Annotated in this window: 20 protein-coding genes and 2 tRNA genes; 11 read left to right on the top strand and 11 right to left on the bottom strand. The window is 52.7% G+C overall.

Features of this window, described 5'->3' with window-relative positions; genetic code table 11:
* Nucleotides 1-2: 2 nt before the first annotated feature.
* From E7746_RS11655 to trmD, 6 genes are all read left to right on the top strand, one after another.
* On the top strand, nt 3-866 hold the full coding sequence (locus E7746_RS11655; RefSeq protein WP_136410911.1) for a carbohydrate kinase family protein: 864 nt from the start codon (nt 3-5) through the stop codon (nt 864-866).
* A gap of 20 nt (nt 867-886) precedes the next feature.
* Nucleotides 887-1,900: a tetratricopeptide repeat protein gene (locus E7746_RS11650; protein ID WP_136410910.1), complete on the top strand. Its 1,014-nt coding sequence runs from the start codon at nt 887-889 to the stop codon at nt 1,898-1,900.
* 30 nt (nt 1,901-1,930) lie between these two features.
* Nucleotides 1,931-2,410: a 6,7-dimethyl-8-ribityllumazine synthase gene (ribH, locus tag E7746_RS11645; RefSeq protein ID WP_123395484.1), complete on the top strand. Its 480-nt coding sequence runs from the start codon at nt 1,931-1,933 to the stop codon at nt 2,408-2,410.
* Between the two features lie 26 nt (nt 2,411-2,436).
* Nucleotides 2,437-2,519: transfer RNA gene (locus E7746_RS11640), tRNA-Tyr, on the top strand.
* A gap of 22 nt (nt 2,520-2,541) precedes the next feature.
* Nucleotides 2,542-2,614, top strand: a tRNA-Gly gene (locus E7746_RS11635).
* Between the two features lie 104 nt (nt 2,615-2,718).
* A complete protein-coding gene (trmD, locus tag E7746_RS11630) occupies nt 2,719-3,396 on the top strand; it encodes a tRNA (guanosine(37)-N1)-methyltransferase TrmD (protein WP_123395485.1) in 678 nt (225 codons plus the stop codon).
* Nucleotides 3,397-3,405: 9 nt separating this feature from the next.
* On the opposite strand, the gene E7746_RS11625 is transcribed toward trmD, so the two are convergent.
* The 6 genes from E7746_RS11625 to E7746_RS11600 are packed head-to-tail and all read right to left on the bottom strand — an operon-like array spanning nt 3,406 to nt 7,410.
* Complete coding sequence (locus tag E7746_RS11625; protein ID WP_136410909.1) at nt 3,406-4,284, bottom strand: DUF6048 family protein; 879 nt, start codon at nt 4,282-4,284, stop codon at nt 3,406-3,408.
* Complete coding sequence (locus E7746_RS11620; protein ID WP_136410908.1) at nt 4,285-4,794, bottom strand: DUF6452 family protein; 510 nt, start codon at nt 4,792-4,794, stop codon at nt 4,285-4,287.
* Nucleotides 4,779-5,309 carry a nitroreductase family protein gene (locus tag E7746_RS11615; protein ID WP_136410907.1) on the bottom strand — a complete coding sequence of 177 codons (531 nt, stop codon included), beginning with the start codon at nt 5,307-5,309 and terminating at the stop codon, nt 4,779-4,781. The genes E7746_RS11620 and E7746_RS11615 overlap by 16 nt, the downstream gene beginning before the upstream one ends.
* Nucleotides 5,310-5,329: 20 nt before the next feature.
* Nucleotides 5,330-6,307 (bottom strand): glycosyltransferase family 2 protein, encoded by a 978-nt coding sequence (locus E7746_RS11610; protein WP_136410906.1) that lies wholly within the window; start codon nt 6,305-6,307, stop codon nt 5,330-5,332.
* A gap of 14 nt (nt 6,308-6,321) precedes the next feature.
* On the bottom strand, nt 6,322-6,870 hold the full coding sequence (locus E7746_RS11605) for a DUF4199 domain-containing protein (protein ID WP_136410905.1): 549 nt from the start codon (nt 6,868-6,870) through the stop codon (nt 6,322-6,324).
* Between the two features lie 48 nt (nt 6,871-6,918).
* Nucleotides 6,919-7,410: a very short patch repair endonuclease gene (locus E7746_RS11600; RefSeq protein WP_136410904.1), complete on the bottom strand. Its 492-nt coding sequence runs from the start codon at nt 7,408-7,410 to the stop codon at nt 6,919-6,921.
* A gap of 178 nt (nt 7,411-7,588) precedes the next feature.
* Between E7746_RS11600 and E7746_RS11595 the strand changes: the two genes are divergently transcribed.
* The 3 genes from E7746_RS11595 to E7746_RS11585 are packed head-to-tail and all read left to right on the top strand — an operon-like array spanning nt 7,589 to nt 10,952.
* Nucleotides 7,589-9,085 carry a hypothetical protein gene (locus E7746_RS11595; RefSeq protein WP_136410903.1) on the top strand — a complete coding sequence of 499 codons (1,497 nt, stop codon included), beginning with the start codon at nt 7,589-7,591 and terminating at the stop codon, nt 9,083-9,085.
* A gap of 5 nt (nt 9,086-9,090) precedes the next feature.
* A complete protein-coding gene (locus E7746_RS11590) occupies nt 9,091-9,747 on the top strand; it encodes an ATP-binding cassette domain-containing protein (protein ID WP_136411348.1) in 657 nt (218 codons plus the stop codon).
* A gap of 14 nt (nt 9,748-9,761) precedes the next feature.
* Nucleotides 9,762-10,952 carry an ABC transporter permease gene (locus tag E7746_RS11585; protein ID WP_136410902.1) on the top strand — a complete coding sequence of 397 codons (1,191 nt, stop codon included), beginning with the start codon at nt 9,762-9,764 and terminating at the stop codon, nt 10,950-10,952.
* 2 nt (nt 10,953-10,954) lie between these two features.
* Here E7746_RS11585 and hisB read toward each other — a convergent pair whose 3' ends face one another.
* From hisB to E7746_RS11560, 5 genes are all read right to left on the bottom strand, one after another.
* On the bottom strand, nt 10,955-12,106 hold the full coding sequence (gene hisB / locus E7746_RS11580; protein WP_136410901.1) for a bifunctional histidinol-phosphatase/imidazoleglycerol-phosphate dehydratase HisB: 1,152 nt from the start codon (nt 12,104-12,106) through the stop codon (nt 10,955-10,957).
* A complete protein-coding gene (hisC, locus tag E7746_RS11575; RefSeq protein ID WP_136410900.1) occupies nt 12,093-13,130 on the bottom strand; it encodes a histidinol-phosphate transaminase in 1,038 nt (345 codons plus the stop codon). Before hisC ends, hisB begins: the two co-directional genes overlap by 14 nt.
* 6 nt (nt 13,131-13,136) lie before the next feature.
* Entirely contained in the window at nt 13,137-14,438 is a 1,302-nt protein-coding gene (gene hisD, locus E7746_RS11570) for a histidinol dehydrogenase (RefSeq protein ID WP_136410899.1), read from the bottom strand.
* Nucleotides 14,439-14,445: 7 nt separating this feature from the next.
* Nucleotides 14,446-15,312, bottom strand: a complete 867-nt coding sequence (gene hisG, locus E7746_RS11565; RefSeq protein WP_136410898.1) for an ATP phosphoribosyltransferase — start codon at nt 15,310-15,312, stop codon at nt 14,446-14,448.
* A gap of 291 nt (nt 15,313-15,603) precedes the next feature.
* Nucleotides 15,604-18,423 (bottom strand): putative LPS assembly protein LptD, encoded by a 2,820-nt coding sequence (locus E7746_RS11560; RefSeq protein ID WP_238337181.1) that lies wholly within the window; start codon nt 18,421-18,423, stop codon nt 15,604-15,606.
* A gap of 205 nt (nt 18,424-18,628) precedes the next feature.
* Here E7746_RS11560 and E7746_RS11555 point away from each other — a divergent pair, with 205 nt between their 5' ends.
* The gene (locus E7746_RS11555; protein ID WP_168184378.1) at nt 18,629-23,398 is read left to right on the top strand and encodes a translocation/assembly module TamB domain-containing protein; all 4,770 of its coding nucleotides are present in this window, start codon (nt 18,629-18,631) and stop codon (nt 23,396-23,398) included.
* Nucleotides 23,379-25,688 (top strand): translocation and assembly module lipoprotein TamL, encoded by a 2,310-nt coding sequence (gene tamL, locus E7746_RS11550; RefSeq protein ID WP_238337180.1) that lies wholly within the window; start codon nt 23,379-23,381, stop codon nt 25,686-25,688. The genes E7746_RS11555 and tamL overlap by 20 nt, the downstream gene beginning before the upstream one ends.
* The last annotated feature ends 83 nt before the right edge of the window (nt 25,689-25,771 follow it).

Below are 25,771 nucleotides of genomic sequence, written 5' to 3'. Positions count from 1 at the left end.
ATATGAGAAAAATAATATCCATAGGTGAATCCTGTCTTGAGGTGCTTTTCCGGGGAGAAGTTCCCGTGAAGTCCTATCCGGGGGGAGAGCTGTTGAACGCATCGGCCTGTATGGTCTCCGACGGCGTTACGGTCGATTACGTGAGCGAGGTGGCTCGTGACCGTGTCGGCGACATTGTCTCAGGATTTCTTGAGTCACACGGTGTGAACGTGAGGTCGATCGACCGTTATACCGAGGGAACGACACCCGTAAATCTGCTTTTCATGCACGACGACGGCTCGGTCGATACGGTGCGTTACGGCCGTTATCCCGATTCGAGCTTTGATGTAGTGTGGCCGCGCATCGATCCCGACGACATTGTGATATTCGGCGGCTACTATTCGCTCGACCCGAGGGTCAGGGCACGACTGTTTGACATCGTGAGATATGCCGCCGAGCGCAAGGCCGTAATTGTCTACATGCCCGGATTTGAGCGTGACAGGGCGCCACGCATCACACGCATCATGCCCTCGATACTCGAGAACTTTGAGGTGGCATCGCTCGTTGTTACATTTGACGGCGATATGCCTGCCATATTCAATGAGGACGATGCTGCAGCCTATCGGAATCACATAAGCTTCTACTGCAACAACTGCATAAACATTGACAGCAAGGCTGGAGCTATACGCTTCTACAATCGACAGCTCACGCAATCGGTTGAGTCGGCGCCCGCCGCCAACAGCCTTGAATGGCGCGCCGCCGCTCTTGCCGGAGTGATCGAGGGACTGATTGACGGCAACGTGATGACAGCCGACATGGATGCCATCGACTCCGAAACAATGCTGCGAATTGTGGAGAGCGGCGTGAAACGTGCCTCCAATTCATAAACTGACATAAAACATTATTGATGCGACCTACTTCTCTCGAATCCAACTTCATAACCGTAACCGATGACTCGGTGGGGCGTTTGAAATCGCTCTTTGTAAAGAAAGGTGACGCCGAGTTGCGTCACAAGCTCAAAAGCTCACCGTTTAATGTGGCTTACGATGTGGTGCGCGGACGCGCTGCCGAACTTATTGCCGAAGGCGATGCCGACTGTGCCATAATGATGGGTCGACACATCAATGAACTTATTCAGCGAAGTCACGCAACGCTCGACACCACGGTGCTTCATGCCGCCGTGATGCAGGTGCTTACCGCGGTGTTCATCGCAACCGAGTCCTATGAGGCTGCGTTGTCTACCGCCGCCGATACACTGACACTGCTCTCGCAGGAGCCGCGTCGCAAGGATGAGCCTTTCCTGCAGGTGTTGGGAGCGTTACTTTACGACCTCTCGTTCCTGCATATCGTAAGAAAGGAGTACAAGGCCGCCGAGCGCACGCTTGAAAAGTCGATGCGCGTCTTTGAACGCCTTGCCAAGATGAACCCCGACCGTTACGGCTCGGCTCACATAATGGCTTTGAATGCATCGACATCGGTCTATCGCTCGAGGGTGAAGCAGGTCAATCTGCTTGCCCACTTCCAGGTGGCCACCTCCACCTATCTTGAAATGGTCAACAGCGGCATTCATGACGCAATGGATCGCCTTATCGAGTCGTTGGCCAATGAGGGCGAGATGCTCATGCAGCTCGGGAAGTATCGTGACGCCGTGCAGTACTATTCTCGCGCGTTGAAGTATCTGTCAAAGCTCAGTCCCGAATTTTCGGAGCGTCACCTGAAGCTCTCGATTAAGCTGAGCGAGGCATTGTTGCACACCCGCTCGACCCGCCAGAAGGGAGTGCATCTGCTCAACACTTTGTTGCAGAAGGCCGTCAGGATGAAGTCGGGTAAGTATGTCAAGGAGATTGAAACTCTGCTTGATGAGAAGACGACGGGAAAATTTGACATCCTCGCCCTGTGGCACAAGGCATTCCCCAAATAACGCATTTAACAACAATAAAATAGTAACGACATGTCAACATCACTATCGCATAGCGCGCCCGAAAGTGCGCTGCCCGCTATCCCCGAAACCTCAAAGGTGGCCATCGTGACCGCCGAGTGGAATGCTCACATAACCGAAGCTCTCACCAAGGGGGCGATTGATCTGCTTGAGAGCCGTAACGTAGAGTATGATGTCTACCATGTGCCCGGAGCCGTGGAACTCACCTATGGCGCAGCTCAGTTACTCGCTCATTACGATGCGATAATAGTGTTTGGATGCGTGATACGCGGCGGCACTCCCCATTTTGATTATGTGTGCCAAAGTGTTACTCAGGGCATTACGAAGCTTAACGCCGAGTTTGACACTCCCGTTATATTCGGAGTCCTGACGGTTGATAATGAGCAGGATGCGCTTGACCGTGCCGGTGGAAAGCTCGGTAACAAGGGTACCGAGGCAGCCGAAGCGGCAATAAAAATGATACATTTTACTTGCAAGGTAAACGAATTATGATTACCTTTGTGGCGCTTTAGTGTTTTGGGCGAATACCAGAGTGGCCAAATGGGGCAGACTGTAAATCTGCTGGCTTATGCCTTCGGTGGTTCGAATCCATCTTCGCCCACGCTACTACTATTATTTTGATTGCGGAAGTAGCTCAGTTGATAGAGCATCAGCCTTCCAAGCTGAGGGTCGCGAGTTTGAGCCTCGTCTTCCGCTCATTAAAGGTCGGTCCGACGAGGATGGACCTTTTTTGGTTTATGACGGACGGCTTCGGTTGATTAATCGACGTAATCAAGAAAACAAATAATAACAACACTCCTATGCGTATCGACATTTTGACCGTACTTCCCGAGATGCTTGAGTCGCCGCTTGGCTGCTCTATATTGAAGCGTGCCCAGGACAAGGGGCTGGCTCAGATTGTGGTGCACAACCTGCGTGACTATACCACCAACAAGCACCGCAAGGTCGATGACTATCCTTTCGGCGGCGAGGCCGGAATGGTGATGCAGATTGAGCCTGTGGACCGTGCCATCTCGCATTTGAAGAGCGAGCGTGACTATGATGAGGTGATATTTACATCACCCGACGGTGAGCAGTTCAGTCAGCCTATGGCCAATCGCATGTCGATGCTTGAAAACATCATCATTCTTTGCGGACACTATAAGGGCGTGGACTACCGCATACGCGAGCATCTCGTTACGCGCGAAATAACTGTGGGCGACTATGTGCTTACAGGAGGAGAGTTGCCTGCATTGGTAATAACCGATGCAATTGTGAGGCTTATTCCCGGTGCGATAGGCGATGAGCAGAGTGCGCTTAGCGATTCATTTCAGGATAATCTGCTTGCGCCGCCCATCTATACGCGTCCGGCTGAATATAAGGGGTGGAAAGTGCCCGATATATTGCTGTCGGGGCATCAGGCGCGCATCGACGAATGGCGCCATCAGCAAGCCGTGGAGCGCACGCGTCGTCTGCGTCCCGGACTTCTTGACGAGTAGTAGTCGTTGTCACTCGTCGGCTCCCGGAGGGAGAACCGGCGGTTCGGGCTTTCGGAGCGGCAGTGTGTAGCTTAGCGAGAATGAGCCCGAGAAGCTTGAGCCTTTTGTTCCGTAACCGGGTATGTACCAAGGATCGCCGTAGAGGTGAGTGCCTTGATGTGCGATTTTGTGGAATCGCAGATCCCAGCCGAGCGAGAAATTCTTGTAGATCATCACCCTTATTCCCACCATAAACTCAAAGTAACCGGCCGTGGTGCGTTGCGACGGTATGTTTATCACTTCGTTATCGCCCCAATAGCCTTGGTCGACGATTACATCGGTTACCTCATAGCTGAAGTTGGTAATGCCGTAACGCAGTCCGGCGTACACCGAATAGTCGGGATTGGAGTTATAGAGGAAGTTGTAGTTGACACCTATCTTGAAGAAGGGTGCTATCGATGATTTGTATTTGTAGTTGCCGTCGTCGGGTGTGTAGTTGGCAGTGCCTACACCGGCTTCTACCACCGGCTTGATCCAGTTGTGCAGGCTCAGTTCGCCCCAGAATCCCACGCCTCCATACTGCTGTCCGAAGCATCGCATCAACGGATCCCACAGGTTCACTCCCACTGTCACGGCATGAAATTTAGGATATATCAGTTTGGGTGCCGTAGTCAATATTGTGTCGTGGTACTCGACTCCGAGTATTGTGTCGACCAATATTGTGTGACCCTCCATGTCCTGCATCTCTATTACGCTTGCAGGTCGCTCGCCGGGCTTGGTCACTTTTGTATTCTCGTTTGAATTCTTTGACTTGTTGTCGGGATTCTCCACGGGCGTGACGCGTCGCTGGGCCGTTACGGTCAGGGCGACGAGGCTTAGGAGTAATATTATACAGCGGCGCAGCATCATTTATTCGTTAGGTTTTTCTTCGGTTCTGAAGTATATGCGTATGGTTTCTATGTCGGCATTCGTTATCAGCGAGTCAACGAGTCCCACCGAGTCGATGAGGTGGGTGGTGTAGTTGAGCTTGTCGATTGAGTAGCGGTACATGGCTCCGCACTCCTCCGAAGCGAAATAGGGTATACGCTTGTATTTGAACGTTATTGTGTCGAATAGTTCGGGAAAGTTCAGCTTCTTGGCCTCATAACGTATGAAATATGATGTCGAGTCCTGATTGGCTCGGAATGGCAGGTACACCTTCGACGCCGATGCCGAGTTTATCAGCAGCGAGTCGTTGATTGCACCTACGCCGCCTACCGATATGGAATCGACCGATATTTCACGCAGGGTGTTGTAGGAGTAGAACCCGGCAAGAGGTATCGAGCTTTGGTTGTCGGTACATCCTGATGTATTGCAGCTTGACAGCGTTATGCTCAGCGCTGCGAGCAATGATGCTGTTACGTTTAGTATTTTCCCCATTTTACAATTTCGTCAAAAGGCTTGCGCTTTTTTTCGGGTACGGTGCCGTCGCTGTCGGGATAACCCATAGGTATGATGGCTATAGGTTCCACATTGTCGGGAAGGTTGAGTCCTTCACGCACTATTGCGGGGTCGAAGTTGCACACCCAGCACGTTCCGAGTCCGAGCGATGCCGCACCGAGGCAAAGGTGCTCTACAGCTATCGACACATCGACATCGGTGTGATCCTTTCCGTCGAAGCTTCTGTGCCATGCTTCATCGTGGAGTCCGAGGGCCACGATGTAAACCGGAGCCTCCTTTATCCAGTCGCGGCTGTAGCTGCGTATCACTATGTCACGCAGTTCGGGCGTGTCGAGCACGAGGAATTTCCAGGGTTGCTTGTTGCAGGCCGACGGTGCGAGGCGCACAGTGTCGAGTACTGCCATTATGAGTTCGCGTGACACCGGTGCGTTGGTGTATTTGCGGCATGAGTAACGTTCGGCGGCAAGATGATAAAATTCAGGATATGCGTTCATGTCTGTGTTGCGGTTGTGGATTAAACTTGATTATTGTCGGGCGAGGTGGTAATTTCCTCGTCGATTTCATATTCATTGCGCCTGTCGGAGTTGCGCACTACAAGCTCGCCAATGAATCCGGTAAGGAACAGTTGGGAGCCGAGCAGCATCAGCGTCAGCGCCATGTAGAAGTAGGGTGAATCGGTCACAAGGCGATAGGGGTTGCCGTGATTCATGTCATATAGCTTTCCGAAGCCCACTACGGCCACGGCTATGAAGCCGAGGATGAACATGAGGCTGCCGAGAAGACCGAAGAAGTGCATCGGCTTGACTCCGAACTTGGCGGTGAACCACAGCGTGGCGAGGTCAAGGTAACCGTTTACAAATCGGTCGAGTCCGAATTTTGTCGTACCGTATTTTCTGGCCTGGTGATGCACCACTTTCTCACCTATGCGGTTGAATCCGGCGTTTTTGGCCAGATATGGGATGTAACGGTGCATGTCGCCGTAGACCTCGATGTGTTTCACCACTTTGTTGCGGTAGGCCTTCAGTCCGCAGTTGAAGTCATGTAGGTTGTGTATGCCGCTCACTTTGCGAGCTGTGGCGTTGAACAGTTTTGTGGGAATCGTCTTCGACAGCGGGTCGTAGCGTTTTTGCTTCCATCCCGACACGAGGTCATATTTATCCTCGGTTATCATTCGGTAGAGTTCGGGAATCTCGTCGGGGCTGTCCTGCAGGTCGGCATCCATTGTTATGACGACATCGCCCTTGGCGCGGCTGAATCCGGTGTTCAAGGCCGGCGACTTGCCATAGTTGCGACGGAAGCTGACTCCGCGTATGTTGGGATTGTGTTCGCGAAGCTTGTTTATGACCTCCCATGAGTCATCGGTCGACCCGTCGTTGATGAAGAGGATTTCGTAGGTGAAGCCGTGTTGGTTCATTACGCGGCTTATCCATGCTTCAAGCTCGGGAAGCGACTCTGCTTCGTTGTATAGCGGAATTACTACTGATATGTCCATTTCCGATAATTTGGTTACACTTTTTTAGGTTTTACCGAACGTGCCTGAACGAGAAGTGACATCAGCATCGACAGTATCGACCCTGAGAATACTATGAGCCACAGCATGTCGACGGCAAGTTCGATTGGTCGTGGTATGAGATGCTGGTCGCGGGCGCGCTGAAGCATTTCGGCAAACTCTTTCCCTCGCTCCCAGTCGGTGGAGTTGTAGAGGTCGATCATCATCGTCACTTGATGGTCAAGAAAATTCGGCTCGATCCATCGCATATACATTACTGCGATGAATGAGGCTATCATTCCGCCGCACAGGAATATCATGATGCCCTCCATCCACAGCGATGAAAAGAGAGTCTTGCCAAGGTCCGATACATAGGAGCGACGCAACATGATGTATATGACGGCCGGAACACCCGACATCAGAACTAAGGAGAGAAGTCCCAACGGAGGTTGTGACATGGAGTAGGCCGTTGCAAAGAAGAGTGCGGTCAGATACAGGCCGAACCATACGCCGTAATCGGCGCCGCGGCGATAGGGTGAATGGAATATTTTCTTTGTCCCGTTCATACAGGTACAAAGGTATAAAATAAAACTGAAATATAGTGCATGTGAGGCCTAAATGTCCTTGCCGTAAGTTATCGTAGGCTCGGCTGCTACGGCATAATCCTCTTCAGGTTCGGGCCGCCGGTATTGCGATAGATAGGAACGGTTAAGCAGCGATTCGATTTCAAGCAGTGTGGCCGCACGATTGGCGGGTCGCAACTGGCACTCCCACACGGTCATCACGTTCCATCCCATCTCTTTCAGACGCTGTTTGGCGCGGTTGTCACGCTCCTTGTTGCGGGTTATCTTATCGCGCCAGAATTCTGAATTGGTCGACGGCATCTTCGTGTCGCCGTGGCCGTGCCAGAAACATCCGTGTACAAATATCGCTACCCTGTACTTCCGCAGCACTATGTCGGGAGTGCCGGGAAGTCCGCGCACGTTTTTGCGATAACGATAACCGCGTTTCCACAGGTAACGGCGCACTATCAGCTCGGGCTTCGTGTCCTTGCTGCGTATAGCGGCCATTATCGCCGATCGCTTATTTGAACTGAACGTATCCATCGGGTTTGAGTTGTTACGAAATTAGGGATTTTATATCAATATAACAAATCCATGTCGGGTGACAAACAGTCAATTGCGATGGAAAAAAGTTGTAGATTGGTGAAGATTGTTTAATTTTGTCACTGTCAAATCTATTTAATCGTTGTTTATATTATCAGGTATACTAAAATTAATCTATATGGAAGTTAACTCCTTGAAAAAAATCGCGATATTACTTATCGTTTGCGTAGCCACAGTTATGTCGGGATGTGACAGCGATGTCCGTCTTCTCGACACGGTGCCGGCCGATGCGGCTGCTGTGGTTGCTGTCAACGCCGTCAGGTTGAATGAGGAACTTGACGGAGTACGTAACGGTGGCAAGCTCACTGCCGATGAAACGCTTGACCGCCTGCTTGTCAACAGTACCGACCGAGCAAAGAAGCAGATAAAGACCATGTTGATGTCGACGGCGGTTGACCGCAATATGGTGGTGGCATTTGCCATTCATGACAAGGACGGTCTTCGCGGAGTGAAGGAGATGATTAAGAGCGGAGTCTATATACTTACGTTCAAGATAAACAACGTAGCCGAGTTGACCGAGCAGCTTGAGGCCGGCGCAAGGCAGACTGTGGGTGACTTTGATGCATATTCGCTCGATTACACCACTCTATTTGTGAAGGGCAAGCAGGGCTGGATTATGGACGGCGACCCGCAGCGGTCGGCCAAGTTGCTTTCCGAGCAGCTTACCATAGCTTCCAACAAGTCGATAGCCTCGTTGAAGGGCGTAGGCAAGTTCCTTGAACGCAATGATGAGGTGATGCGCATAGCAGTCGCCATGACTGCGGCCAATGCCTCGGGATGGACATGTGTCGACACTTCATTCGACAATAACTCTACTGAAATCGATGTCGATGCAATATACCTTAACGCCGACGGCGATGAGGTTGACATGGATACCAACCTGCAGAAGATAAACAGCAAACTGCTTGACTACACTGCTCCGAGCGATGTGCTTGTGGCTGCAATGGGACTGCGCTCCGACACCGATTGGGACGCAATTCTCGGTTATGTCCAGGCCGTTTATCCTCTCGATTATAAGCAGCGCACATTGATGGGCTTGATTCTCCCTTATCTGCGACGTATCGACGGTACAATAATGGTGGCTGCCGGACCGATGGCCGATGCAACCATGTCGGCCGGAGATATTGAGAACCAAATCAGCTTTGTGGTGGCCATAGAGATGAGCAAGGAGAACATCAAGAAGACGATGAGCGATATAAACGGACTTATCTCCACCATGGGATTGTCGGCGTTACGTGACGGCAAAACTATAGTGTGGCAGGTGGCCGGTTCTCCCGCAATAACCCTCACTGCCGAGGGCAATTGTCTTGTATTTGCCAACCGCTCGCTGAAGCAGCTCGGCAACGATGCCGCACGTGACTGCATGAAGGGTAACGTGGTGGCCGTGTGGGCCAATATCCCCGATTCGATGGGTGAGGTGACCTACGGAGGTCGCGGATTCAGCCTTGACATGGAGGTGTCGGACGATTTTGAGGCCGATTTCCGTTTCAACGGATCCAACGCTCCCATTCTTGAACAGTTTGCGATGTTGATGCAGGCCGATGGAAATGTAAATGTAGTCGATGATGACGACTACGACTCTCTTGGTTTCACTCCCATCGACACTATAAAGTGATGAGGATTGACACGATAGCTCTTGATAACGTTTTGCCCGATGTGTTCGCGTCGGCGGCAGGCGATGCGTCGGCCGTCGACTCCGATGTGTGGTTGTGCGGCGTTACATTCAATCGTCCGGGGATATATCGCATAGAGGCGGAGTCGGGCACCGGAAAATCGTCGATGTGCAGTTTCATCTACGGAAACCGAAGTGACTATCGGGGGCGCATACTTTTCAACGGGCGTGACATAAGGTCGTTTTCGGTGAAAGAGTGGTGTGACATGCGTGTTTCCCACATCGCCTTGCTCCCTCAGGAGATGCGGCTGTTTCCCGAACTTACAGTGACCGAGAATATCGAGATAAAGAATCGGCTCACCTCGTTTAAGACACGTGATGAGATAACGGCGATGCTTGAGCGCCTGGAGATTGCCGATAAGGCCGATGAACCGGCAGCGCGCCTGTCGATCGGTCAGCAACAGCGTGTTGCTATCGTGAGGTCGTTATGTCAACCGTTTGACTTCCTGTTGCTCGATGAGCCGGTGAGTCACCTTGACGCCCGCAACAACTCCTTGGTGTCGCAACTGATTCTCGATGAGGTCAACCGGCAGGGTGCGGCCGTCATCGCAACCTCGGTAGGATATGCCATCGACATTGATCCTGTAAAAGTTTTGTCATTATAAAGAGTGATTGTGTTATGAAGGATATAGTGTGGCGGTTGTTGAAGCGTAACATAAGTGCCGGACAACTCATCGGATATGCCGTCGCCAATTTTGTGGGACTGTCGATAGTGCTCACCGCGATTCAGTTTTATCGCGATGTCACGGCCGTGTGGGATGATGACGATTCATTCATATCGCGCGACTACATGATTATATCACGCAAGGTGGAGGGGCTCGGCTCGCTTACCGGAAAGAGTGACGCTACATTCAGCGATGCCGACATAACCGAGATAGAGTCACAGCCCTGGGTGAGAAGGGTGGGTGAGTTCACCGCCTCGTCATTCAATGTCGCAGCCTCGGTCGAGATGGGCGGACGCGGCATGTCGACGGCTCTATTCTTCGAGTCGATACCTTCGGAGTTTTTCGATGTCATGCCCTCGGAGTGGGATTTTGACCCAGCCGATCCGGTTGTGCCCATAATCTTGAGCAAGGACTATCTGTCGTTATATAACTTTGGATTTGCATCGTCACGCGGATTGCCTCAGTTGAGCGAGGCCATGATAGGGATGGTGCCGTTGAAGGTGTCGGTAAGCGGTAACGGACGGCAGCAGTGGTTGCCGGCGCGTATCGTGGGATTTTCGTCACGCCTCAATACCATCGCCGTGCCTGAACAGTTTATGGAGTGGGCCAATGAGCGGTTTGCCGAAGAACCGGTGTCGCCTCCTTCGCGCCTTATAATCGAAGTGAGCCGTCCCGGCGACCCTGTCATAAAGGAGTTCCTTCAGAGCCACGGTTACGAAAGTGCAGGCGACAAGGCCGACAATGGAAAGGCCGCCTACTTCCTTTCGGTAGTGACGGCCGTAGTGATTGTCGTAGGTGCTATAATAAGCCTGCTGTCGTTCTTCATCCTGATGTTGAGCATCTACCTGCTTTTGCAGAAAAATCGCACAAAGTTGCACGACCTGATGCTTCTCGGTTATTCGCCGGGCATGGTGTCGAGCCGCTATTGCCGCATGGTGGTGGCTATCAACATCGTTGTGCTTGTAGCGGCGATTGCGGTAGTGCTTGTGGGGCGTCACCTTTGGGGCGGAGCGTTATCGTCGCTTGGGTTGTCGTCGACATCGCCATGGCCTGCTATTGTCACGGGATTAGCCATAATGCTGCTGATCACCGTTGTCAACATCATTTCGATAAGGCGCACCATGATGCGTTACTTCAAAGGTTGATGTCACAGTGTGCCTTTGGTCGACGGCAACGTGAAGTGTAACGGGTCACGCTTTATCGCCTGACGCAAAGCTCTTGCCAGCCCCTTGAATATGCCTTCGATTTTGTGATGTTCGTTGATACCCTCTGCGCGTATGAATAGATTCATCAGCGCGTTGTCGCTCAGCGACTTGAAAAAGTGCATGAACATTTCGGTGGGCATGTCGCCTATGCGCTCGCGCTTGAATTGAGCATCCCACACCAGCCATGGTCGCCCTCCGAAGTCAACGGCAACCGTACAGAGGCAGTCGTCCATCGGCAGCACGAATCCGTAACGCTCGATACCGCGCTTGTCGCCCAATGCCTTGCGTAACGCTTCGCCGAGAGCTATCGCGGTGTCTTCGACGGTGTGATGTTCGTCGACATGGAGGTCACCTTCCACCGTTATGTCGAGATCGATGCCTGAGTGTCGTGCTATCTGGTCGAGCATGTGGTCGAAGAAGCCTATTCCGGTTGTTATGTTGCCCTTTCCGGTTCCGTCGAGGTCGACGGTTATCTCTATTTTGGTTTCGGAAGTGACGCGGCTTACCGATGCGCGGCGCGTGCCTCCTTGAAGCGTGACCGTCACATCGTCCCATGACGGCGTTACGCGTTCCACCGCGTCACTTAGTCCGGCATCGGCAATCTCCTTCATCAATTCGGGAGTTGGCTCACGCAAGAGTATGGCCTTGCACCCGAGGTTGCGGGCAAGCATGACATCGGTCAGCCTGTCGCCTATAACCCGCGAACCTGACAAATCGTAATCGCCCGACATATATTTACCGAGCAATGCCGTGCCGGGTTTGCGTGTCGGCGCGTTATCTTCGGGCAGGGTGCGGTCTATGATTATGTCGTCAAATGTCACGCCTTCGTTGGCAAAGGCTTTCAGCATCTTGTTGTGGGCCGGCCAGAAGGTATCCTCGGGAAAGAGTTCGGTGCCGAGTCCGTCCTGGTTGGTGACCATGACAAGCTCAAAAGGCAGTCGTGACGCAATGAAGTGCATTGCACGCAGTGCGCCGGGCATTAATTCGAGTTTTTCAAGTGAGTCGACTTGAAAATCCACTGGAGGCTCCACTATGAGTGTGCCGTCACGGTCGATAAAGAGTACTCGCGGTCGTTGGGTGTCAGCGTCGGTCATATTCCTCTATTTTTTCAATTAACAATCGGTTTTCGTTGTCGCTGCCTACCGTTATCCTGAGGCATCCGGCACAAAGGTGTACACGGCAGCGGTTGCGCACTATGACGCCTGCATCGCGCAGCCAAGCGTATAGGGCATCGGCATCATCTACTTTCACGAGCAGGAAGTTGGCGTCGGAGGCATATACCCGCTTTACCGCCGACAGGGATTCAAGCTGCGATGCAAGCCTGTCACGGGCCTCGACCAGCTCCTTGGCCACGGCGGCAACCTTGTCGGCTCGGTCAAGGACATTCAGCGCCTCGCGTTGGGTGAGGATGTTGATGTTGTAGGGATATTTCACCTTGTTGAATATGTCGATTATCTCAGGTGACGCGTATGCTATGCCGAGCCTCATCGCAGCCGAGGCCCAGGCTTTGGAGAATGTCTGCATGACTATCAGTCGCGGCAACGTGTCGAGATACTGAACCATCGATCCTTTGTCCGAGAAGTCGATATAGGCTTCATCAATCACCGTTATGCCTTGGAACCGACGGGCTATGCGCAGCATGTCGTCGATGGGGAGCGCGTTGCCTGTGGGGTTGTTGGGCGAGCACATCCACAGCACTTTGGTGTTTTCATCGACGAGGTTGAACAGGTTCTCCTCATTAACCGTGAAGTCGTCGTTGAGGCTTGCCGTGCGATACTCTACATCGTTTATGTCGGCGCACACACGATACATTCCGTAGGTGGGGTCGATGGCGACTACATTGTCGATGCCGGGACGGCAGAATACGCGATAGGTTATGTCGATGCACTCATCGCTTCCCACTCCGAGGAATATGCGGTCGGGCGTAACTCCGCGAATTTCAGCGAGGCGGCGTTTCACCTCCAGTTGTAGGGGGTCGGGGTAGCGGTTAAGGCCGTCGATGCGGCTGTTCTCGTTGGCATCGAGCCATGCGAGAGCTTCGCCGGTATATTCGTTGCGGGCGCATGTATAGGGCGTGAGTCGCAGTATGTTGGGGCGCACGAGGCTGTCTAATGTCATGTTGCGTTATTTAGCGTTGTTTTCAATTGAGTTAAGTCGCAGCGTCACGGCGAGTTTGTGAGCCATGAGATCTTCATTCTCGGACATCGTTTCTACCGCGTGACCAATCGACTTGATGCCTTCAGGTGTCAGTTCCTGGAATGTAATCTTCTTTGTGAAGCTGTCGATGTTGACTCCGCTGTAGCTGCGTGCATAGCCCGATGTGGGCAGGGTGTGGTTGGTGCCCGACGCATAGTCGCCTGCGCTTTCGGGAGAGTAGGGGCCTATGAACACCGAACCGGCATTGGTGACGCGGTTGCAAAGCGAGCGTGCGTCACGATGATTTATGATGAGGTGTTCGGGTGCATAGTCGTTGCTGAACTCCATCACTTCATCCATGTCGCCGAGCAATATGATGCGGCTGTGTTCAAGCGAGCGGTTCATCATGTCACGGCGCGGTAGTGTCGACAGCAATCGCTCGATCACTTCGGGCAACCGGTCAGTAAGTCGGAGTGACGTGGTGAGAAGAATCGACTGGCTGTCGGGGCCGTGCTCGGCCTGCGAGAGGAAGTCGGCCGCCACAAATTCGGGATTGGCTTCGTCGTCGGCTATTACCAGAACCTCCGACGGCCCAGCCGGCATGTCGATGGCAACGCCGTGCATTGTCGCCTGCTGTTTGGCCTCCATAACGTAACGGTTGCCCGGACCGAATATCTTGTAGACTTTGGGGATGCTCTCGGTGCCGAATGTCATCGCCGCTATGGCCTGCGCTCCTCCTGTCTTGTATATTCGGCTGACTCCGGCTGCTTTTGCCGCATAGAGTATGGCCGGATGTACTTTCCCGTCCTTCCCGGCGGGAGTACAGAGGATTATGTCACGGCATCCGGCTATGCGTGCCGGGACGGCAAGCATCAGGACGGTCGAGAATAGCGGTGAGTTGCCTCCGGGGATGTAAAGACCCACGCGGTCAATGGGCACAGCACGCTGCTCGCATGTCACGCCCGGCTGTGTCGTCACCTTTACGGGTTGTGACATCACCTGTGCGCGGTGAAACGCCGCGATGTTTTCCCTCGCCATTGCTATTGCGTCACGCAGCTCGTCGCTCACGAGGCTCTCGGCTTCGTCAATCTCCTCGGGCGTCACTTCAAGACGGTCGAGTTGAGCGCCCGTGAACTTCATTTCGTAACGCATCAGCGCTTCGTCGCCGTTACGCTTCACATCGTCCATTATCGATGTCACGGTATCGGTGACTTCACGCGCCTTGTCGGCAAGCGGTCGTTGCAGCAGTGCGTTTCGGCTGTCGCGCGACGGATATCTGATTATTTCCATATTGAGGTCAAAGTATCATTTTTTCAATGTCGAGAGCGAGTATTCCCTCGGCTCCGGCATTTTTGAGTTTTCCTATTATTTCCCACAGCTTTTTCTCTTCAAGAACGGAGTGAACCGAACACCAGTCGCTGTTGGCCAGCGGCAATATTGTTGGGCTCTTTATTCCGGGAAGCACCATGAGCACATCGTCGAGCTTGTTGCGGGGAACATTCATGAGAATGTATTTCTTCCCGTCGGCTGCTTTAACGGCATCGAAGCGGAACAACAGCTCGTCGAGCACCTCACGCTTTGATTCCGACAGGTGTCGGCGACGGGGACTGATGAGCACGGCCTGTGACTCGACTATACGCTCGACCTCGACGAGATTGTTGCTGATGAGTGTCGAGCCCGATGAAACGATGTCGAAGATAGCGTCGGCCAGTCCTATGCCCGGAGCGATCTCCACCGAGCCGGTGATCACGTGAATGTCGGCTCGGATGCCGTTACGCTCAAGGAAGTGTGACAATATGACGGGATAGGATGTCGCAATCTTGCGATTGTTGAACCATGACAAGCCGGTGTAGTCCTCACGCTTGGGGATGGCGAGCGACAGGTGGCACTTGCTGAAGCCGAGCTCCTTTACCACCTCGACATCCTTTTCTTTTTCAAGAACTTCGTTCAGTCCCACGATGCCGAGGTCGGCGGTGCCGTTGGCAACGGAATCGGGAATGTCGTCATCGCGCAAAAACAGCAGTTCCACCGGGAAGTTGCGTGACGGAACAAGCAGTGTGCGCTTCACTGCCGTGAGCTTGATGCCTGCCTCGGCAAGCAGCTCCATTGTTTCCTCATAGAGTCGTCCTTTCGACTGGACGGCGATGCGTAGTTTGTTGTCCATATCGGGTATAGTTTTTATAGATTTCACGATAATAATTGAGCCGGCCTCCTGTGACGGGAAGCCGGCTCTATACATTTATTGACTTGTCGTAAGCGTCAGTCATCATGCACGCCTCATTGCTCCCTCACTGCGAGTAACGGAGATGATGATGGTGATGATATCGTGAGCTTAAAATTGTCAACATATTATTTCTGTTGTTGTTTATGCGACAAAAGTAGCATAAATAAATGAATTTTGCTAACAAAAAGCGAAAATTTGTGTGAAAAATCGGATAATTTGTATTTTATGCGATTAATACCATGTCACACCGTTGGTCATCGACGAGCGCTTGTCGTACTTCAAGTCCTGCAGGAGCGACGACTTCACGGCGATGTGGAAATTGTAGCTCTTGTAGGGGCCTACGGGTATGAAGCTCGCAGTCATCGTGAAGCAGTGGAGGTCACGTGATATGTTGCAGTTCATGTAAGCTATCTTGTGGGTGTCGAAGTTATAGCTTGCGCTGAATCCGAAGTTCCAGTTTTTGGTGGGCTGTATGTTGCCTGAGAAGCTGAGGTTCTGGGTTATCTTACCGTCATACTCCATCTTCTTTTTGTTGAACGCTCCGTAGCCGTAGTTGACCGAATAGTTGAATGTAAGACTCCACGGAACCTCCCAGGCCATGTAGCCGTCGTCGTTAAGCTGCAGACCGCTGTCGGCAGTTTCGCTGTTGCCGGTGCGGTTGTTGCGGAAGTCGCCCGAGGTGTTCTCAAGCTCGTGGGAGTTGTCGGGCTCGTCGTCGACGCTGCCCGATTTCTTCTTGTCGTCCTTTTTATCCTTGCGCTTGAAGGTGTTGTTGTTGAAGGTGTAGGAGAATGATGTTCCGGTGCTGGAGAGTCGTCCGAGTCCCTTTCCGGCTTTCCATCGAGGCACGTTTACGCGCACTGGATTTCCTGCCGAGTTGAGCTGATAGGTGTAGACATCCCATGTAGCCGAGAGGCTCAGGTTGAAGTTTTTGACGAGTCGCAGCAGCAATGAGGTCTGTATATTGCTCCAGTTCATTGAGTCTGCTGCGAAGTTGTAGCTTTGTGACACGCTGAAGTTCTCGATCAACGATATTTTCTTTTCGCCTATACTGTCGTTGTCGCTCTTAACCTTCATCTCGACATTGTTGGCGAGCGAAACACTCACTACTCCCTGCCGTCCCTGCCCCGGCACGCCGTAAAGGGCATTGGGGAAGAGCGAGTACTTCTTGGTGACGGTTTCACCCTTGGAGTCCTGATAGGAGTAGTTGCCGTAGTAACCGAAGAACGGCGACGAGAAGTCGGGAGCGCCCGAGAACGATATTGTCGGAGTCAATACGTGGCGTATCATTTTCACTTTGTCGCCGAGGAATTTCATAGGCTGGAAGAAGCCGTAGATTTTGGTGTCGAGCGACACTGACGCATTGAAATCCCACACGTTATAGAGGCTGTAGGTGGTGTCGCACACTTCGGCTGAGGCATTGGGGTCCCAGCTTCGGCGCACCTTTGAGGTGTACATTCGGTCGTTCAGCGATATTTGCGGAGTGAGGTTGATATATTTGAACAGGTTGAATGTCGCCGAGATGGGGATTGAGTGACGCATACCGTTGCGCCAATCCTTTATGAGGCTCTTCTTGAAGAACTGGTCCTGCTTGGCTGTCAGTGAGTTCTGGAACTGACCGGAGTAGGAGAGCTTGATTTTCTCATACCAGCGTTCGGCACCTACGGCGCGTTTGCGCTTGAAGGGGTAGACCTGCGACAGCGACACCGTGAGGTTGGGGAATGACACTGCAAGTGTAGAGTCCTGGGTACGCTGCGCGATGTTGGCAGTTGTTGAGAACGACCATTTCGAGTTGGGGATTCGATAGGTCATGTTGATGGTCGAACTCTTGGTATTCTCGGTGAACGAGTTGCTGTAGTAGCTGTTGAGGTCGTTGCGCGTGTAGCCGCTCGTCGAGAAGTTTACGCTTGCCGAGAGGGTCATGTTGGGATTGGCCTTTGAATCCTGCGAGTGGTTCCAGAGAATCTGGAAGTTGGTCTGCTTAGAGTAGTCGGGATTGCCCTTTTCGCCGAAAATCGTGTTGATGTAGCTCAAATGGAAGCTACCCGAATACTTGTATCGTTTCACGTAGGCCGACTGTGCGTTTATACCCCATGAGCCTTTGGTGTATATCTCGCCTGTGAGCGCGAGGTCGATGTTGTCGTTTATTGCAAAGTAGTAGCCTCCGTTGCTCAGATAGAATCCTCGGTTGTAGTCATCGCCGAACGAAGGGAATATTATACCTGAAGAGTACTTCTCGGAGAAGGGGAAGTATCCAAACGGTACGGCAAGCGGGAGCGGAAGTCCTGCAAGCACCATGTAGGCGGGTCCGGTGACCACATTCTTTTTGGGGATGACCTTGGCTTTGGTCAACTGAAAGTAGAAGTGGGGATGGTCGTGATCGTCGCAGGTAGAGTATTTTCCGTCGGCAAGGTAATATTCGCCGCTTTCCATCATCTTGGTGCGACCTCCGGTCAGATAACCTTCGCCCTGCTCGGTGACGACATCGGTTATCATACCTCGTTTTGTCTTGAAGTTGTAGCTCATTGTCTTAGACTCGTATTCACCGCTCTTGTCGGAGAATACAGGCGAACCCTGCAATTCGCCTACCGAGTCGGGACGACCTACGGCATAGACTACGTTGGTGGCCATGTCCATTTTTATTTCAGCGCCCTGCAGCTCCATGTCGCCATACTTTACTTCGCTGTCGCCATACATGAACGCGCTGTTTTTGCCTACAAGCACCAATGAGTCTTTGGCCGAGAAGGTTACAACGTTGTCAAGGTCGACCTTCTGGCGCTGGATGCGTGATTTGGTTTCCTCCTTGGGATGGAACACGGGGAGTGAGGAAGCCGCCACCGATTCGGGGACAGCCTCGCTGATGAGGGTGCGGCGCAACGGGTCGTAGGAATCGGGGATTGTATCGACCGATGACGAGTCGACAGCTGCGGCAGTGGAGTCGACATGCGAGGGCAACGGGTCACTGTTGGCTCGTCGGGGAAGTGATGCGGCTCCGGCGCTTATTGCGCATAATAGCACCGATATTATTATATATAGGTGAGAATTTCTCAAAATAGTGATGAGTCGAAATGCAAAATCGTTGCAAAGATACTATTTGCGATGCGATTATGAAAATAATATCGCCAAGATTAGCAAATGTTAAAAACAAAAGATGTAACTTTATGTTATAAATCACAAAGGACTATTTATTTTGGGACACCTTATAAAAAATACAATCGTCAGGAGAGTACTGAAGACATTAATGTGGGTATTGATTGTGATTTTACTGATACCTGCTCTTCTCTATGTGCCCTTTGTGCAGAATTTCGTCAAGGATATAGCACTGCGTGAGGTAGCCAAGTCATCGGGGATGACGATAGAGATTGACCGTTTTCGGCTCAAGTGGCCGTTGAGCGTTATGCTTGACGGAGTGAGAGTTATGACTTCGCCCGGCGACACAATGGCTGTGGTGGGAAATGCCGATCTCGATGTCGACATACTGCCGCTGCTGAAGCTTGACATACATGCGAGCGGCCGTATCAGCGATGTGCGCTATAAGATGGGGACTCCCGACTCGGTAATGTATCTTGTGGCCGATGTGAAGGATTTCAAGCTTGAACCGTCGCATTACGACCTTAAAAATTCGTTAATCGAAGTGAGTCATGCCGAGCTCGACGGAGGCGATGTTTTATTGTTGTTTAACGGTAGCGACACTACTGCGACACCGGTCGACACAACGGCGTCGATGCCATTGACCATCAAGGCGGGCTCGCTGTTGCTGCGTAATATAAGTTACCGGATGTCGATGATGCCCGTTATCGACTCGTTGTCGGCAACGGTTCCGCTTGCTGAGCTGCGTGACGGATTTCTCGACCTCGCCACCCGGCGCATTCATGCCCGTTCATTGAGCGTCGACAGTGTCAGCGCAATGTATCTCACGCCTTCGGCCGAGTATCTTGCCGCACACCCTGCCGACACGGTAACGACAGTTGAGGAGCATCCTACTCCGCTCGACAGCATGTGGGTGATTACCGGCGACACGGTGAGGCTCACCGGACAACGTGCCGTATATGCCATGCGTGGCGCCGTGCCGCAGCCCGGACTTGACATGAATTATCTGCAAGCCGACGACATAGAGATACGTGTCGATTCATTCTATAACCGAGGAGTTGAGATAACGGTTCCGCTTAAACGGCTTGCGGCGACCGAGCGCAGCGGTTTAAAGCTCGACGCTTCGGGCACATTTGCCATGGACACGGCCGGAATGGAAGCACGCAACTTCGACATAACCACCCTGTTTTCGGCGATAAAGTTCAATGCCTACATGGGAATGGGCGACATGACGACCGACCCCGACCTGCCTCTGCGACTTAAGGCGGCGGCAAGGATAGGGGTGCATGATGTGGAGATGCTGATGCCTTCGCTCGTGCCGATGCTGAAGACAATTCCGCGTTACAATGACATAAATCTACAAGCCGATGCCGAAGGGACAGTGTCGGCAATGCGTGTGGAAAAGATATATGTGGCTTTGCCGGGATATATGAACATGGAGATGCGCGGCGAGGTGTATGACATGCTCGACATCGATAAGATAAGCGGCGAGATACTGCTTGACGGCGAACTCAAGAACGTTAACTTCATAAAACCCACGGTGCTTGAGGCAAAGCTTGCCAAGCAGCTCAACATTCCGCCCATAAAGCTTGAAGGCCGTGTGGAAATGGAGTCGGGTGCCTACAACGGAATGTTGCGTGCCGTTACCGGTAAAGGCGAGGTGCTGCTTGACTGCGACTGGAACGGCCGTGCCGAGTCCTACACCGCCGACCTTAACCTTGACGAGTTCCCGATAAGTTCATTCATGCCCGAGATGGGAATAGGCGATGTCACCGCCAATGTGAAGGTGAAGGGGCGCGGCTATGACCCGATGTCGGTCAAGACCACTATCGATGCCGAAATGGCGATCGACAAATTTGTATATGACAGCATAGCTTACTCCAATATACGCGCATGGGCCAAGCTTGACACGGGCGTGATCGATGCCGGCGTTATGTCGATGAACCATGACGCCAACTTTGACATGACGATGTTGGGTAAGCTCGAAGGCGACAACATCAATGTAGAGTTTGAAGGCGATGTGCGTAACTTTGACCTCCAGGGATTGCACCTTTCTCCGACCGAAAACAAGGGCTCGTTCAGCCTCGACGGAAAGGCTGTGCTCAACCCCAAGCGCAGCTACTATAACGGCAATGTCAATGTGACCGACCTTGCGTGGTCGATGCCCGACATGGAGATTGCAACCCCGGCTATAAATACGACGCTCGATGCAACCGACTCGTCGATGATGGTGACGCTTCACAATGAGTCACTTGTGGCCGGACTTATGGCCAAATGTCCGATTGACACGTTTATGACGCGAGTCACCGGCACGATGACGCTGCTTGAAAAGCAGATGGCCGACAAGCGCATCGACATAATTGCGTTGCAGCATGCGTTACCACCCTTTGTCCTCGACCTGAATTCGGGCTCCAACAGCGTTATATCCGATTTTCTGGAACCGGCCAAGATGTCTTTTAACTCGCTCAAGTTCAACATGAGCACCGACACCATCATCACCATGAATGCCGCAGTCGACAGGTTCAAGGCCGGAAACACGCAGCTCGACACGATAACATTCAATGCGCTGCAACACGGCAAGTTCCTCGTGTATAAGATCAATGTCGACAACCGCCCGGGAACGATGGACGATTTCGCACATGTGAACGCTACGGGATTCCTTGCCAACGAGAATTTCTCGCTCTTCCTGAACCAGAGCAACATAAAAGGTGACACGGGATTCAAGATCGGTGTCAACCTCACCGGCTCCGACTCACTGCTTACAATGCGACTTGTGCCGCTTAAGCCTGTCATAGGCTATAAGACATGGTCGTTGAATCAGGACAACTTCATAAGCTACAGCTTCGGGTCAAGGCATCTTGACGCCAACCTCGACTTGTCGAACGGCGACAGCCACCTGCGCATATTCACCGAACATTCACATAACGACTCGGTGATGGGACAGGAGGATGTGGTGGTAAATGCATCGGGCATACAGCTTGCCGACTGGCTCGCGCTGTCGCCATTCGCTCCGCCGGTCAAGGGCGTTGCGGGAGTCGATATGCGCATCCGCTGGGATGCCGAAGCTAAGTCACTGTCGGGAACGGGAAATGCCACGCTCGACGACTTGAGCTATGGCGGCGACAGAGTTGGCTCATTCCTGCTTGACCTCGGACTGTCGACTACCGCTTCGGGAGTCATAAAGGCTTCGACATCGCTTATGGTCGACAGCATCAAGGTCATCACGGCTTCGGGTTCGCTCAACGACAGCACGGCCGCACATCCGTTTGCTCTCGACTTCTCGATGATACACTTCCCGCTACGCATAGTCAATCCGTTCCTGCCTCCGGGAGTTGCCAAGCTTCACGGAATGCTCAACGGCGAGATGGACATAACGGGAACGATGGCCAATCCGGTGTTTGACGGATTCCTCGATTTCGACTCCACCGATGTGCTCGTCGACATGGTGGGAACTTCGTTCAAGTTCTCCGACGAGAAGATACCGGTCGACAGCAATATCGTGCGCTTCAACAACTACACCATCAAGGGCATCAACGACAATCCGCTCTATATCAACGGCACTGTCGACATGACAAGTCTTGTGTCGCCGCGAATCGACCTCGACATGAAGGCGCGTGACATGCAGATAGTGGGTATCGACCGCGGAAAGGGACATGATGTCTACGGACGCGGATTCATAAACCTTGACGCCGATGTCAAGGGCAACATGGATTTCATGTCGGTAAACGCCAAGCTCAATCTGCTTGAAGGCAGCAATGTGACCTACGTGCTCGACATGGCCGCCGACCAGCTGTCGGAAGGCGTGGGGGCGGGTGACATGGTGCGGTTTGTCCAGTTCAGCGACACCGCAGCTGTGCTCCAGGCCGACTCGCTTGAGTCTACAGGCATGTCACTGATGCTGAATGCCCAGGTCATCATTTCGGAAGGCTCGACAATCAATGTCGACATATCGTCAAACGGCAAGGACAAGGCGCAGATTCAGGGTTCGGGTAACCTTAACTTCACTATGTCGCCGTTCAGTGACATGCGCATTACCGGACGCTACACCATCGACAAGGGATTTGTGCGTTACACTCCGCCGTTCATGAGCCAGAAGCTCTTTGACTTCGAGAGCGGAAGCTATGTGGCGTTCAACGGCGACATGATGAATCCCATTCTCAACATCCATGCCACTGAAACGCTCAAGGCCAACGTGACCGAGGAGGGGCAGAACTCCCGTCTTGTCAACTTCATAATAACGCTGAATGTCACCAACACGCTTTCCAATATGGATGTGTCGTTTGACCTGTCGACAAATGACGACATCACCATACAGAACGAGTTGCAGACGATGAGTCCCGAGCAGCGAGCCAATCAGGCGATGAACATGTTGCTCTACAACATCTACACGGGTCCGGGCACGAGAGCGTCGTCCAACCTGTCGGGCAATGTGCTCTTCTCGTTCCTCACATCCAAGCTCAACACTTGGGCGGCAAACAACATAAAGGGTGTCGACATAACATTTGGCGTCGACCAGTATGACCGCACCTACGAGGGCGCTACTTCCACCACCACAAGCTACAGCTACAAGGTGAGCAAGACCCTCTTTAACGACCGCATAAAGATTGTGATCGGCGGAAACTACTCGACCGATGCCGACAATGACGAGAATCTGTCGCAGAACCTGATAAACGACATCTCCTTTGAATACATGCTCAACCGTAGCGGCTCGATGTATCTGCGACTGTTCAGGCACGAAGGCTACGAGAACGTGCTTGAGGGCGAGGTGATACAGACCGGTGTCGGATTTGTCTACAAGCGCAAGCTAAGCTCGCTCAGGGATTTGTTCCGCTTCGTGGGTCATCGCAAGGAGTCGCCCGAAGCCCCGGAACCGGCTGAATCGCCTGCCGGAACATCACCTATAAACAAGAATAACGATGATGCGGAGAAGAATTGACATTACATATCTGTGGCTGGTAGTAATTGCGGCGTTGGCCGTGAGCGTGACATCATGCTCGACCACACGTAGGCTTGGTGCCGACGATGTGCTCTACACCGGCGTGAAGAAGATTGACATTGTGCCGTCGGAAGGTGAGAAGGTGCCGTCGGGTGTGGCCGAAGAGGTGAAAAACGCCGTTAACGTGAGGCCCAACAACATTCTTAGCTGGCTGTCGCCCTATTACCGTTATCCTTTCCCTTTGGGATTGTGGGTCTATAACAATTGGAGCAATCCGCCCAAGGGTTTTAAGCACTGGCTCTATGAGAAGCTTGTCGAGGAACCTGTGCTTATAAGCGATGTGAGGCCCCACCTGCGCACGCGGATGATCGAGAACAATCTTGATGACGCGGGCTATTTCCGAGGAACCGCCTCCTACGAGCTGCTCTACAGCAAGAAGAACAAGAAGAAAGCTCAGATTATATACACGGTACACACCGGCCCGGCCTATCTGCTCGACTCGATAGAGTATCTGCCCGACACATGTCACCTTTATCACAAGATTGACTCGGTGGCGATGAGCAGCACCTATTTCCGCAAGGGAATGCGTTACTCTACCGACTCGTTGAGCATCGAGCGCAACCGCATCACCAACGTGTTGCGTGACCAGGGTTACTATTTCTTCCGTCCCGAGTATATAGAGTACCTTGCCGACAGTACCATAACGCCTCAGCGAATAGCGTTACGCCTCACTGTGGCGCGTAACATCCCCAAGTTTGCATTGCAGCGTTACCGCACCGGCAATGTGACGGTATTCATCAGCCGAAATGACGGGGGAGGCACTCCCGACACTACGGTGACGCGGCGCGGAACGGTGATACAGATGATGCCGTCACGCTTGCGCAAGGGGTTGATTCCGGGGTGCGTCACGTTCCGTAAAAACCGCATATTTGCCGTGAGCGAGATGAACCGCACGCAATCCTATCTGTCGCGCCTCGGCATATTCAACTACATAAACATCGATGCGTTCCCCGACACGACGAGCGCCGAGCCCCGCCTTGATGTGGTCATCCAGTGTACATTCGACAAGCCGCTTGAGGCGAGCATCGAGGCCAATGTGTCATCGAAGTCCAACAGTTACCTTGGCCCGGGATTGTCGCTGTGGGTGACCAACCGCAACCTCTTCGGCGGCGGCGAGCAGCTGCGTGTGGGCCTTACGGGTTCCTACGAGTGGCAGACGGGACACGACCGCTCCTCGGTGTTCAACAGCTACGAGGTGGGTATCAACTCTTCGCTCTCGTTCCCGCGCATGCTTGCTCCGAGATTCTTCCCGTTGTCGCGGCGCAATCTCAACTGGACGCGCTTCACGTTGAACGCCGACCTACTCAACCGTCCGCACTACTTCAACATGGCTCAGTTCAGCGCGTCGATGAACTACGACTGGCAGACACGCAAATACTTCTCCTATACGTTTACTCCGCTCAAGCTATCCTATGTGAAGCTTTTGCGCACCACTTCGGAGTTTGACTCAATCATGGCGGCCAATCCGGCGGTTGCAGTGAGCTTCCGCGACCAGTTCATTCCGCAGATGGGTTTCACCATGATCTATGACCGCGTGATGAACCGCGACAACCTGCTCAATGTTCAGGCTACGGTTCAGGAGGCGGGAAATATATGCTGGGGTATATGGCGGCTTGCAGGAGTGAAGGGCGAGAAGCGGTTGTTTGGAATGCCGTTCTCGCAGTTCATAAAGGGCACGGCTCAGATTGTCTACTCGCGAAGGATCAAGGGCGAGCACTGGTTTGTGGCGCGAATGTTTGGCGGCGTGGCTCATGCCTACGGCAACGGTCACGAGGTGCCTTACAGCGAGCAGTTCTATGTGGGTGGTGCCAACTCGGTGCGTGCGTTTACCGTCCGCAGCATCGGTCCGGGCAGTTATCATCCCGATAAGGACGATGTCAACAGCAATTTCGATGAAACCGGTACGTTTAAGTTTGAGTGCAATGCCGAGTACCGTTTCCCGATATTCGGTCCCGTTCACGGCGCCTTCTTCCTTGATGCCGGTAATGTGTGGCTGCTGAAGAACGACCCCAACCGTCCGGGTGGAAAGCTTGAGGGGCGCACATTCTTCCGCGATTTGGCCGTGGGTACCGGAGTGGGTTTGCGTTTCGACATAAGCATGCTTGTTATACGCGGCGACCTTGGCATAGGCATCCATGCGCCCTACGACACCGGTCATGGTGGCTACTACAACATGGAGTCGTTCAAGAAGTCGCTTGCCTTCCACCTTGCCATAGGCTATCCTTTTTGATACGCATAGGTTAATATATACTCCACCGGTAACCTGGTTATCGGTGGATTTTTTTGCTATGTCACGGGTTAAGAAAAAATTTT

Origin of the sequence: Muribaculum gordoncarteri (assembly GCF_004803695.1) — a bacterium.
GTDB classification, from domain to species: domain Bacteria; phylum Bacteroidota; class Bacteroidia; order Bacteroidales; family Muribaculaceae; genus Muribaculum; species Muribaculum gordoncarteri.
The sequence above is the reverse complement of the archived record's forward strand: the minus strand, read 5'-3'. Positions and strand labels throughout refer to the sequence as shown.